This is a genomic window from Sulfurovum sp., assembly GCA_020525365.1.
In the GTDB taxonomy this organism is placed as follows: domain Bacteria; phylum Campylobacterota; class Campylobacteria; order Campylobacterales; family Sulfurovaceae; genus Sulfurovum.
Genome location: JAIZOF010000001.1, coordinates 868,800 through 880,166, shown reverse-complemented (window position 1 = coordinate 880,166; position 11,367 = coordinate 868,800). Strand labels below are relative to the sequence as shown.

13 protein-coding genes are annotated in these 11,367 nt (G+C 38.3%); 8 read left to right on the top strand and 5 right to left on the bottom strand.

Translation table 11 applies throughout. The features are described 5' to 3' along the window. Window positions 1–59 precede the first annotated feature (59 nt). From gspG to mobA, 7 genes are all read left to right on the top strand, one after another. On the top strand, window positions 60–506 hold the full coding sequence (gspG, locus tag LGB01_04435; protein ID MCB4753445.1) for a type II secretion system major pseudopilin GspG: 447 nt from the start codon (window positions 60–62) through the stop codon (window positions 504–506). 6 nt (window positions 507–512) lie between these two features. After that, entirely contained in the window at window positions 513–1,061 is a 549-nt protein-coding gene (locus tag LGB01_04430) for a prepilin-type N-terminal cleavage/methylation domain-containing protein (protein ID MCB4753444.1), read from the top strand. Continuing rightward, a complete protein-coding gene (locus LGB01_04425; GenBank protein MCB4753443.1) occupies window positions 1,058–1,474 on the top strand; it encodes a prepilin-type N-terminal cleavage/methylation domain-containing protein in 417 nt (138 codons plus the stop codon). Before LGB01_04430 ends, LGB01_04425 begins: the two co-directional genes overlap by 4 nt. A gap of 138 nt (window positions 1,475–1,612) precedes the next feature. Beyond that, the gene (locus LGB01_04420; protein ID MCB4753442.1) at window positions 1,613–2,827 is read left to right on the top strand and encodes a type II secretion system F family protein; all 1,215 of its coding nucleotides are present in this window, start codon (window positions 1,613–1,615) and stop codon (window positions 2,825–2,827) included. Beyond that, on the top strand, window positions 2,827–3,315 hold the full coding sequence (locus LGB01_04415) for an RDD family protein (GenBank protein MCB4753441.1): 489 nt from the start codon (window positions 2,827–2,829) through the stop codon (window positions 3,313–3,315). Before LGB01_04420 ends, LGB01_04415 begins: the two co-directional genes overlap by 1 nt. Next, a complete protein-coding gene (locus LGB01_04410; protein MCB4753440.1) occupies window positions 3,312–4,430 on the top strand; it encodes an MFS transporter in 1,119 nt (372 codons plus the stop codon). The genes LGB01_04415 and LGB01_04410 overlap by 4 nt, the downstream gene beginning before the upstream one ends. Continuing rightward, complete coding sequence (gene mobA, locus LGB01_04405) at window positions 4,427–4,996, top strand: molybdenum cofactor guanylyltransferase MobA (GenBank protein ID MCB4753439.1); 570 nt, start codon at window positions 4,427–4,429, stop codon at window positions 4,994–4,996. The genes LGB01_04410 and mobA overlap by 4 nt, the downstream gene beginning before the upstream one ends. On the opposite strand, the gene LGB01_04400 is transcribed toward mobA, so the two are convergent. Then, the gene (locus LGB01_04400) at window positions 4,983–5,900 is read right to left on the bottom strand and encodes a LysR family transcriptional regulator (GenBank protein MCB4753438.1); all 918 of its coding nucleotides are present in this window, start codon (window positions 5,898–5,900) and stop codon (window positions 4,983–4,985) included. The genes mobA and LGB01_04400 overlap by 14 nt on opposite strands. A 139-nt stretch (window positions 5,901–6,039) precedes the next feature. Here LGB01_04400 and LGB01_04395 point away from each other — a divergent pair, with 139 nt between their 5' ends. Next, window positions 6,040–7,107 (top strand): YeiH family protein, encoded by a 1,068-nt coding sequence (locus LGB01_04395; protein ID MCB4753437.1) that lies wholly within the window; start codon window positions 6,040–6,042, stop codon window positions 7,105–7,107. A gap of 85 nt (window positions 7,108–7,192) precedes the next feature. Here the strand turns inward: LGB01_04395 and LGB01_04390 are convergent, their stop codons facing one another. From LGB01_04390 to LGB01_04375, 4 genes are all read right to left on the bottom strand, one after another. Continuing rightward, window positions 7,193–7,837 (bottom strand): Hsp20/alpha crystallin family protein, encoded by a 645-nt coding sequence (locus tag LGB01_04390; protein MCB4753436.1) that lies wholly within the window; start codon window positions 7,835–7,837, stop codon window positions 7,193–7,195. A 166-nt stretch (window positions 7,838–8,003) separates the two neighbouring features. After that, window positions 8,004–8,393: a 30S ribosomal protein S9 gene (gene rpsI / locus LGB01_04385; protein MCB4753435.1), complete on the bottom strand. Its 390-nt coding sequence runs from the start codon at window positions 8,391–8,393 to the stop codon at window positions 8,004–8,006. Continuing rightward, window positions 8,393–8,821 (bottom strand): 50S ribosomal protein L13, encoded by a 429-nt coding sequence (gene rplM, locus LGB01_04380; protein MCB4753434.1) that lies wholly within the window; start codon window positions 8,819–8,821, stop codon window positions 8,393–8,395. Before rplM ends, rpsI begins: the two co-directional genes overlap by 1 nt. A 214-nt stretch (window positions 8,822–9,035) precedes the next feature. Continuing rightward, entirely contained in the window at window positions 9,036–10,784 is a 1,749-nt protein-coding gene (locus tag LGB01_04375; protein MCB4753433.1) for a RecB-like helicase, read from the bottom strand. Between the last annotated feature and the right edge of the window lie 583 nt (window positions 10,785–11,367).

Below are 11,367 nucleotides of genomic sequence, written 5' to 3'. Positions count from 1 at the left end.
TAATATAAAGTCGTTAAAATATGGCAAATATTATACCAAAGTAAACCCAAAGGATTGTTATGAATAGAAATTTTACTGCACAGGATGATACACTTAGAAATGGTTTCTCGCTGATTGAACTTCTTATTGTTATTGTTATTCTTGGTGGACTAATTGCTGTTGTTGCCCCTGGTCTTATGGACTCAGCAGATCAGGCAAAAAGAGATACAGTTTGCCTAAAAATGAATGATCTCAAGAAACGTTTAGATATGTTTAAACTTGATAATGGGGTCTACCCTGATACAGAAGAAGGATTTGAGGCACTACTGAGTAATCCTGACCCAGAAAAATACCCTAACTATCGTGTCAAACCCTACCTAAAAAAACTACCAAAAGATTCATGGAGAAGCCCATTTGTCTACATCAACAAAGGAGATGATGTCGAACTCATCTCCTTTGCAGCAGACAGAAAAGAGGGGGGGGAAGAAAACAACAAAGATATTCTCTTTTCTCAGTGTAACAAGTAATCTGATATGTCCTTTCTTGTGACTAAAAAAGGAAGAAAAGGCTTCTCCTTGATGGAGCTTCTAATCGTTATCTTCATCATCTCTCTTATCTATTTTCTCGGCTTTGGGGGTATGGAAAAAAGAGAAAAGATTTCAGAGATACTCACTCCTCTTACACTAAAAAAAATACTTACCCAAAATCCATTATTTGCCAGAAAAGGTACCTTGATTTGTATTAACAACTGTCATTCATGCTACTTTAGAGAAGATATCTCTACTCCATTTAAACCCTACAATGGGAAGGTAAACCTTGCAGATGCAAAGGTATATACACTGAACAACAATAATAATCTACAAAAGATGGATTATGGGCGCTACCAAGATAAAAAGATATGCTTTAAGTTTAATATTTACCGCAATGGAAGCACGTCGCAACTTATTGTACATACAAAAAAAGGTATCTACTTTCTTCCTGCCTATTTTGGTGAACCCACAGAGGTTACATCACTACAGCAAGCAAAATCACTTTGGCTTGCCCATGCTCATGATCTTAGCAGACGGGGGGATTTTTATTGAAAACACTTCGTTCAGCATTTACACTCGTTGAAATACTTATCTCTGTCATGATACTCTCAGGAGCAATTGTTTACGTTTTGAAACTTCACTCTCAAAGTAGAGAGCAAATTATTTATGTATCGCAGCACAATAAGCATACGCTTGAAGATTCACTATTTCTCTCAAAAAATATATTTCGCTATCATAAAAGTAAAAAAAGTGCTTATGATCTGTTACCAAAATCCTTAAAACCACGTCATTTTCAAAGTAGAGATATTCTCAAAAAGCTTGAGCGAAATATCTATATTCCAGAACCAATTAACCTGCTTTCAAAAGAAGAAGAAGAGACACAGAACTTGTCTGCCGCAGCAGAAGAGATTAAGCTCAAAGGAAATTACTCCTCTTACTTTTTTAGGTTCAACATGCATTTTTAGGGGAATCTCTTATTACTATTTGATAGCACTTGAATGTTTCTCTAATACAATAGAATTTGTTATGGGGTTGGCAATCTTTAGTGAACACTAAAAGCTAAAAAGTTATAATTTGTTACTCAAAAAAAGGATGGTGCAGAGATGCTATACAAATATAAAGGTTTTGACAAAATAGGTAAACGTACAAAAGGTACAGTCTCAGCAACCTCCATAGAAGATGCCAAACAAAAATTACGTTCTCTTGGTATTCTATATGAATCGTTGAAGCCTGTGCAAGAGTTCTCTTTAGAGAATTTTGGTATCAAGCAAATGCCAGGAAGTCTACTTGCCTCTTTTTCTAAAGAACTCTCTTCCTATCTTGGTTCAGGGATGATGATTCTCACTGCCATAAGACTATTGGAAAACCAACATGAGGGAGAAAAACGGTATGTCTCCTTCCTTAACTCTTTAAAAACCATGATTGATGAAGGAAAATCTCTCTATCATGCACTCAATGCACAGAAGATATATACACTGCCAGAGTTTTATATACAGAGTCTTAATATTGCAGGGCAAAGCGGAAAAATGGCTGAAGTTCTCATACAAATGGGGGACTTTTTTTCTGCACAAGATAAGGTACGAAAGCAGGTCAAAGGTGCCATGGTGTATCCTACTGTCATCTTTACTATTGCTATCGCAATGACCTCTTTTCTTATTGTCTTTGTTGTACCTCAAATCACTGGAATTTTTGAAGATACCAATCGAGAACTACCCCCTATCACACAGTTTATATTAAATCTTAGTGATTTTCTAACTGCCTACTGGGTGCATCTGCTTGTTGGGATTATTCTTCTTATAACACTCTTCAAGATGGCATATGCTAAATTGGACTATTTTCATAGACTTATTGATGGATGGTTATTCAAAGTACCAATGATGGGTTCCCTTATCCAAAATCATGAATTGGGACGATTCTCTTATATTCTCTCCCTGCTTCTAAGTAGCGGTGTGGCTTATGCACAGGCTGTTAGTCTTGCAATTGCCTCATTTGGAAACTATCGACTCAAAGATTTATTTGGAATGGCTTCAGAAAAAGTGATGGAGGGAAACAAACTTTCCAATGCATTGCAACTAAGCAAAGGAATTAAGCTCAAGCGTAACTTCATGCAGTCATTAGCATTAGGAGAAGAGTCAAGTGAAGTAGAAGAAATACTAGAAAATCTCTCTAAGCTTTATGCTGAAGAGAATGAAGAGCGACTTAAGATTCTGCTTAGTATGCTTGAGCCTTTTATGATGCTCTTTATTGGTGCAATTGTCGGCATCATTGTCTCTGCAATGCTACTTCCAATCTTTACCATGACACAAGGGTTGCAGTAATGGCAAAACAACGCTTCAGAGACATTAAACATGGAGGGGCACAAAATACAAAACAAACGCAAGTGCCTCCATGTCATCACAACCAAAATTATGCTACATCTAGAGAGAAGCTCAAGGCATTCCTTACTGATAGTTTTATGCTACTTATGCCCATTATGTATATAGTTTTTTATTTGGTTATGGGAGGACGAGAAGAGTTTGGGGCACATAAGGCAGTAGGCTGGCTCTATATTTTGATTCCACTGGTCATTATACAAACTATCTTTATGTACAAAAGTGGACAGACTCCAGGTTATCGTGCTTACGATATTGAAGTAATTGATGAGAGTACGAGAAAATATCCTTCTTTTTTTATAGCCCTTTTTAGAAATCTTACTGCCATTCTCTCCATGGCAATACTTTTTGGATGGATACTAATGTTCTTCAGGAAAGATAAAAAGAACTTGCATGATCTTCTAAGCAATACAGCTGTCATCAAAAAATCATGAAGCCATTACTAACCCCGCTTGCACTGTTTCTAAGTGCTTTTTATCTCTTTTACTTTGCAATGGTGGGTGTCTATATTGTCTTTATGCCAAAAGTCCTTATCGATTTGGGCTATAGCGAAGCAGAGGTTGGTATCATCTATGCTGCTGCACCCTTTATGCGCTTTTTGTTACCATTTATTTTTAAATACTTTATTACACTTACCTCAAAGGTCTACCGTGGTGCACTACTTATTAGTTTTCTTGCCACTCTACTCTTTTGGATCACAATTAATACCTTCTGGCTCTACCTTGGTGCCAGTCTTATCTTTGGTGGCGCAATGGGAATCTCTTTACCCTATGTCGAAACCATTGCATTAGCCATTCTCTCAAAAAGCCATTATGGAAAGGTTCGACTTTGGGGTTCTTTGGGGTTTATGGGTATTGCACTCTGGCTAGGAAAGGTACTTGAAACTCCTTTTGAGACACTCTATTATCTTTCAGCTATGGCTTTTTTAAGTATGCTCTTTGGTATACTTCTAATTAAATATGACAAAACAACATATACCTCTACAGCAGAGGATGCTTACTTCTCTCTTTCTAAATATTGGGCTTTTTGGATTTCAATCTTTTTGATGCAGGTAGGCTTTGGCGGATTTTATAACTTTTTTACCATTTACGAAACCTCTCACGGTATCTCTTTGGAGATGACTAGCTGGATGTGGAGCTTTGGAGTAATCTGCGAAATTATTATGCTCTACTTTCAAGGACCATTGTTGCAACGCAATCTACTAAACATTTTACAATTTGCCACACTCATAACAGTAGGACGCTGGCTTATGCTCTACCTTTTTCCTGGTTCTATCATGCTCACTTTTGCCTCACAATCATTACATGCGGTCAGTTTTGCACTTTACCATACTGTAGCAATTACCTATGTTTTTTCACTTTACAGCCAAAAAAAACTAGCACAACAATTCTTCCTAGGTATCGCTTTCGGGCTGGGCGGATCAGTGGGTGCCGTGCTCTCTGGACAAGTATATGGCAAGTACCTTTTTCTTGTTGAATCTGGGATTACTTTTATGGCATTTATGATACTTTTGATACATCAAAGACGCAAGAGAGCAGTACTTACATGAAACACATCATCCCTGCTGTTATTTTTGCTGGAGGCAAAAGTTCTCGTATGGGCAAAGATAAAGCATTGCTACCATTTGGAGCATACGAAAGTTTAGCAGCCTATCAATATCATAGACTCAATGTATTTTTTAATTCAGTCTATCTCTCTACCAAAACAGATAAATTTGGGTTTGATGCACCCTTGATTATGGATCGCTATAAGGTATACTCCCCGCTTACTGCCCTTGTCTCTGCATTTGAAGTGCTAGATGAGGAAGCAATTTTTATTCTTTCAGTCGACACCCCTTTTGTTGACAATACAGTCATACAAAATATTATTACTACAAGGCAGAAAGAGGATGCAATAATCGCTCGAACCAATAACAAAATCCAACCCTTATGTGGACTTTATGTGCGCAGCATGCTACCCTTGGCTCAAGAGGCACTTACGCAAAGAAAACATAGACTAACACGTTTTCTAGAGGAGATCAATACAAAATATGTAGATTTTGAGGATGAAAAACTGTTTTTAAACCTTAATCATCCTTTCGAATACAAAGCAGCAAAAAAGCTTATTTCTTCTTAATCTGAAGTAATGAATTTTTCTCTAGCATCTGCATCATCAATGTCTTTGAAAAATAGAGGAACTTCTCAAAAAGTGTACTGTGATATTTGTCCTTATGGTAGATCATCAAGAAATCACGCTTACACTTGAAGTTTTTAACTGGGACATGGTAGAGCTTCTCTTCGTTCAGTTCACTCTCTACTGATATTTTTGAAATACATGTTAAACACTCACGGTTCATTAAAATACTTTTAATCGATTCAGTATGCCCTAGTTCAAAAAAGATATTAAGATTATCTACCTTCTCTTTAATGTAATCAAGAAAAACTTCACGTGTTCCTGAGCCTTCCTCACGGAGTACCCATCGACTTTGTGCCAATTCATCGATGTAGCATGGTTTACAAAAATCCTTTTGAGAAGCAACTACAATTAGCTCATCTATACCAATCTTCTCTTTGATAATATCAGAACCTGAAACAAAACCTTCGACAAAACCAATATCAATCTCTCCATTTCTGATCATCTCAGTGATCTCCTTGGTATTTCCTTCTTTAAGTGTAATTTTTACATCAGGATAAGAGCTCATATAACTACAGATAATAGGGGGGATCAGGTAATCAACAATGGTTGTACTGGCTCCAACACGAATCACCCCCTTATTCTCTGAGTTTTGGAACTCATATTCAATATCGGAGAGTTTTTTAAAAATTGGGTCTATCTCTTTATGGAATGCACGCCCTACTTCATTGAGTACCAACTTTTTATTAATACGATCAAATACTGGTCTCCCTAAAATATTCTCTAACTCTTTAATGGACATAGAGATGGCCGACTGGCTAAGCTTCATCTCTCTGGCAACATTGGTTAAGTGCCCTGAAGCAACCACATTAAGAAATATTTCCATCTGTCTTAGCGTTAGTTTCATAATTAGACTCACTTTAATTTCTAAAAAATTTATTATAATTTATAATTTGATTTATTTTACAATTATATCAGAAATATGGTAGAATTTCAAAAAACTGATCAATTTTTTTGAAATCACTTTAACTTATGAAGGAAAATATATGCCTTTTTCATCCCAAAACCGTAAAGGTACCATAAGTGGTATCTTTTTTGTTGCTATTTTTGCTGCTATTGCAACTTGGATTGCAGGGCTTGGTTCAATTAAATCATTGGGGCTTTCTCCTTTGGTTATCGGTATTGTCATGGGTATTCTCTATGCCAATACCCTACACCATCATACCCCCACAGGATGGCAGATGGGTATTACATTCTCTGGTAAAAAAATACTTCGTTTTGCTATCGTATTTTACGGATTCCGCTTAACGTTTCAAGAGATTATTGCTGTAGGCATGGATGGCTTTCTTGTCTCACTTATCATGCTTACTTCAACCCTTATATTTGGTTCATGGTTGGGCTATAAGGTATTCGGTATGGAGAAAGACACTTCTATTCTAACTGCATCTGGTGCTGCTGTCTGTGGTGCTGCTGCCGTTTTAGCCACCGAACCAGTACTCAAAGCCGAAGAGCATAAAACAGCTATTGCCGTCTCCATGGTTGTACTGTTTGGTACTATTTCTATGTTCCTCTACCCTCTACTCTATAGCGGGATTATTGAACACGCAACTGGCTTTTTACATATGACAGCAAGAGAGTTTGGCATCTATACAGGCGGCACCATTCATGAGGTGGCACAAGTTGTTGCTGTTCCTGCTTCTGTTCTGGGTTCACCAAAAGAGATGGCCGATGCTGCTGTCATTGTCAAAATGACTCGCGTGATTATGATTGCACCCATGTTAATTATCCTTGGGCTCTACCTTGCATGGAATGCCAAAAGATCGGGGGGGAATCATGGCGGTAAGACAAAACTGGTAATTCCATGGTTTGCTGTCTACTTCATTATGGTTGCTGGATTTAACTCATTACATCTCTTGCCTAGAGATCTTGTTGGTCTTATCAATACAATTGATACTTTTCTGCTCACAATGGCAATGACTGCTTTGGGTATGGGAACCATCTTCTCAAAGTTTAAAGGACTAGGGCTGGCTCCTCTCTACACTGCACTTGGTATGTTTGTATGGCTTGTTGTTGGTGGCTTTGCCGTAACCAAGGTGATTGTAGAGATACTCTAAGCTCAGGAGAAAACATAGGGTTTAAGTTAGGTAGCTATTGGCTATTTTTCTTTAAAGCCCCATTGGTATTTGACAGTGTTTTCTCCTATTTTTTCTGCTCTGCTTTCTGGGGAGAAAGAGTTTTCCCTGTCTCAACTGCTTTTTTTGGTGTGGCTGTCGTTGCCAATTTTCTCAAAGGTGTTGGTGTAATTGCTTTTGTATCCTGCTTTTTAGGAACAATAATAACAAGTCTTCCATTGCTAAATTTGCTTTCAATCTTTCCTTCGTCTGCATCAGAAGCAAGTGGAATATTCTGCTGGAAGGACTGAATGGATTTGGAGGTTCTTGCTATGCCATTAGCCTGTTGTTTCTCCTCATGCACAATCTTTGCACTGATAGTCATCATCCCATTTTGTGTACGGATATCAATATAATTTTCTTTACTCTTTGGGATATTGGTCACCATCTCGTAGTGATCACCCTTATCTACAAAATGATTCTGTGCAGAGAGTTGATACATGCCCATGGATGGGTTTGCCATGCTACTGGCATATGGGTCAATCCGTTGCTGCATGTGGCTAAACATTTTATCCACCTGTTGTTGTATCTGGGCTATCTCTTTGAACATATCATCACCAAAAGGATCTTGGAAAAATGAGTCATTGAGTGAACCACTCAATAGACTCTGTGCTTGCATCGATGCCGCTGTTGCCGCTGAAAGTACAAATAGTGAGAGTTTTTTATTTAACATCGTTACTCCTTTTATACATTTTTCTGCTAAGGATTATAAAAAAGGAGGTTTAACGGAAATTAAATCATTATATAACTAAGTTGAGTCTAAATATTAAATTTTATCACAATAGAGGGGGTTCCAAAGCCAAATGGCTTCGAAATAAAAGAGAGTCGAAAAGTACCGATTATCTTTTGGAGAACTGTGGAGATCTTCTTGCTTTTTTCTTACCTGGTTTTTTACGCTCAACAACTCTTGAGTCACGGGTCAGAAGACCCATAGGCTTAAGAATAGCTCTAAAAGAAGGCTCATAGGCAATCAATGCTTTAGAGATGCCATGCTTCACTGCATCTGCTTGTGCAGCATACCCACCACCAAGTGTTGTTGCCCTGATACTCATGGAGTCAAGCTGCTTAGTTGCCTCAAGTGGTAGTCTTACTTTCATTTTAAGTGTTTCATGTCCACCAAGCCACTGGTCAAGTGTCTTGCCATTAATAAGCATCTCACCTTTACCCGGAGTAATCCATACTTTTGCAATTGCTGATTTTCTTTTACCTGTTGCGTAGATAGTTGCCATTATTTAGCCCCTTTTTTAATCTGTGCTGTGTGTGGATGCTCACTTCCAGCATACACTTTAAGTTTCTTAAGCATCTGCTTACCAAGTTTTGTCTTTGGAAGCATACCTCTAACCGCTAACTTGTAGAGTTTTTCAGTATGGTTTTCAAGCATATCACCAAGCTTTTTACTCTTAGTAGAGCCAAAATATCCGGAGTGCGTAAAGTACTCCTTCTCATCTACTTTCATACCAGTAAATTTTGCTTTTTGTGCATTAATAATTACTACGTAGTCACCACAGTCAACATTTGGTGTAAATGATGGCTTATGTTTTCCTCTAAGAATAGAAGCAACTTCAGTCAAAATACGACCAAATGTTTTCCCTTCAGCATCTATGAGAACCCAGTCTCTCTGTACTTCATGAGGCTTTACGACTTTTGTCATTTTCATGATGATTTTCCTTATTTTAAATACGTATCTACCTAGGCAAATACTTTTGTGGACGGATTGTATCCAGTTATACTTAAAATAATTTTAAATTCAGTTTAGTTTAAGTTAATTAAATCAACTTGATCTTCCAATAGATAGACAATCATCCCCTCTGTATGTTTCTCTGTAATCTTCTCTACCGCTTTGCAGTAGTATCTCACCTGATTTTGATGCTCTAAGTGATACTTAAGTTAATTAAATCAACTTGATCTTCCAATAGATAGACAATCATCCCCTCTGTATGTTTCTCTGTAATCTTCTCTACCGCTTTGCAGTAGTATCTCACCTGATTTTGATGCTCTAAGTGATACTTGCGGGAGCTCTTGTAATCTATGACCAAATTATGATCATCATACTCCAATAGTAGGTCTATCTGTTTCATTTTTGCTTCAAAGAGAAGTGGTTGCTCTTTTCTAAAGGTTGCACCCTCAAGTAAGTTTCTAAAAAAGATATCTTCTACTAGAAGCATGATGCGATGCTCTATCTGCACCAACGCCTCCTTACCAAGAAGTTTCCCATAACGGTTACGCACAGAGGTCATTGCAGTGCTAACATATCTCTTCTCAAAATTACCCAACATCTCTAGCCCGTAATGCAGTGCTGTTCCAAAAAGAATGGCTGTCATATCTCTCTCTTCATCCTCTTCTGACACCTCAGGTACCTCTTGCTTGCCATAATAGCTCAATACCACTGGTGCTCTCTTTTTTTCTACCTGGGTCTTACCCTTTGTGCCTTGTGTCTTGCACTCTCCTACCTTCATGGGGACAATCCCAATCTCATCAAAAATAGAATCTTTAGGCTTGCGTATGATTATCATCCCCTCTACTGCTCTGGTGAGTGCCACATAGAGTACATTCATGCTGTCTTTGGCTGATGATGCCTTACGCTCTTCTATGATTTGTGTATAATCATCATCAAAATTCTCTCTACCTTTGATACGGTAAAGTATCTTGTCTATGTAGAGATTCTCATCATAATCATAGAGCAGTGTCGATTTGTCAGCATTCTTTCGTGTGAGTTTATCTAACAAGATTACATGCTTAAACTCCAGCCCTTTTGAGCCATGAATGGTCATAATCTTCGCACCATGTACAGTATTGGATGCTACTGCGATACTAGAGCCCCTAAACTCCTCTACAAAGCTAGGGATATCAGAGAAACTTGAGGCAAACTCCAAAAGCTTCAAGATATTCAAATCATCATCAAAATACCCAAACTCACGTACCAGCCTGTCTATCACCTGCAAAGGAGACATAAACGCAGAGAACCAAGAGGTATCTATATCTTCTAGCTTTTTGCCTACTCTGAACAACATCGCCTGAGCATCTATCTTCTCTCCAAAGAAGAGGTACTCTGTCATAGCTACAAGTGCTGCGATTTTTGGCATATTTTTGAGTGAGCTGGAGGTTTTTAGCAGTGTCTTTATCTCCTCATGCTGACATGCCTCTTGTAAAGTCTGTCCATCTTTATTGGTGCTTACTAAAAAGGCAATATCGTCTACATTGATCCCAAGTTCCAGTAGTCTCTTAGCCTGCTTCACTGCCTCATCTATGAGCTCTTCAGACTCCAATACCTCTACATAGCCCTCACTTGCATCCTCTCTATTTTTTTGAGGGACATAGTCTTTCATGGTATCTTTAAACCAGTGGTTCACCTGTTCTACGACTGCTTTAGAGCTACGGTAGTTGGTATCCATCTGCTCTATCTTTACACCATACCTTTGTGCTACCTTGTCGAACAGCTCTTCTGCCCCACCACGAAAACGGTACAGCGATTGCTTGGTATCTCCCACATAAAAAAATGACTTGAACTCACTCTGCCCAAAACCAGCGAATATCTCATCTATAAGTGGCTTAAGTAGCAGAAATTGTAAGGCAGAGGTGTCCTGAAACTCATCTAGCAAATATATGTTTGAACTTCGCATCTATCTTAAAATACAAAAACTCACGGCTGATGCTACTCGCAGTAGCTCATAGGTAAAGTATGTCAGGTCATCAAAGCTTAAAGTACCCTGTGAACTCTTGGCAGCTGTGATATTGGCATTATTGATAGTAGCCATAAATACCAAAGAGATTTTTGCAAGACTATTGCCTCTTTAGTCTCGCCTATTTGGCTAGTTCTATTTTGAGGTAGGGCATAGAGTCCTTCTATCTCATCGTTGGCTACCTTTTATACCACGAGTGTTCCACTAAAGAATCATTTTCAAATAATCTTAGAGAAGTTCTTTAATACTCTTTGTCTCAAACTGTTTCAGTGCCCTTGGTGTTGCCCCTACATTTTCGCGCCCTGATAAGCTTCCTACACGTACTTCACAGTTCTCTTCCGACTTCGCCAAAGAGTACTCTTCTTGACCTCAGGTAAGAGAGGATCCACTCTACAGTCCTGCATCAGGATCAAAGATCTTTCCAAAACGTTTGTCTCTAAGTGTCCAACTAACTTCACAAGGTTAGAGAGTAAACCCTGGTTTGCACTCATCTAAAAAGTATCTCTTAGTTCATCTGTGCCCT

What these genes read in the sequence shown, in the direction of transcription:
- mobA (MCB4753439.1), top strand. Translation starts at nt 4,427, where the DNA reads ATGAAACACATCATCCCTGCTGTTATTTTTGCTGGAGGCAAAAGTTCT.
- rpsI (MCB4753435.1), bottom strand. Translation starts at nt 8,393, where the DNA reads ATGGCAACTATCTACGCAACAGGTAAAAGAAAATCAGCAATTGCAAAA.
- LGB01_04420 (MCB4753442.1), top strand. Translation starts at nt 1,613, where the DNA reads ATGCTATACAAATATAAAGGTTTTGACAAAATAGGTAAACGTACAAAA.
- LGB01_04375 (MCB4753433.1), bottom strand. Translation starts at nt 10,784, where the DNA reads ATGCGAAGTTCAAACATATATTTGCTAGATGAGTTTCAGGACACCTCT.
- LGB01_04390 (MCB4753436.1), bottom strand. Translation starts at nt 7,837, where the DNA reads ATGTTAAATAAAAAACTCTCACTATTTGTACTTTCAGCGGCAACAGCG.
- LGB01_04410 (MCB4753440.1), top strand. Translation starts at nt 3,312, where the DNA reads ATGAAGCCATTACTAACCCCGCTTGCACTGTTTCTAAGTGCTTTTTAT.
- LGB01_04430 (MCB4753444.1), top strand. Translation starts at nt 513, where the DNA reads ATGTCCTTTCTTGTGACTAAAAAAGGAAGAAAAGGCTTCTCCTTGATG.
- rplM (MCB4753434.1), bottom strand. Translation starts at nt 8,821, where the DNA reads ATGAAAATGACAAAAGTCGTAAAGCCTCATGAAGTACAGAGAGACTGG.
- gspG (MCB4753445.1), top strand. Translation starts at nt 60, where the DNA reads ATGAATAGAAATTTTACTGCACAGGATGATACACTTAGAAATGGTTTC.
- LGB01_04395 (MCB4753437.1), top strand. Translation starts at nt 6,040, where the DNA reads ATGCCTTTTTCATCCCAAAACCGTAAAGGTACCATAAGTGGTATCTTT.
- LGB01_04400 (MCB4753438.1), bottom strand. Translation starts at nt 5,900, where the DNA reads ATGAAACTAACGCTAAGACAGATGGAAATATTTCTTAATGTGGTTGCT.
- LGB01_04415 (MCB4753441.1), top strand. Translation starts at nt 2,827, where the DNA reads ATGGCAAAACAACGCTTCAGAGACATTAAACATGGAGGGGCACAAAAT.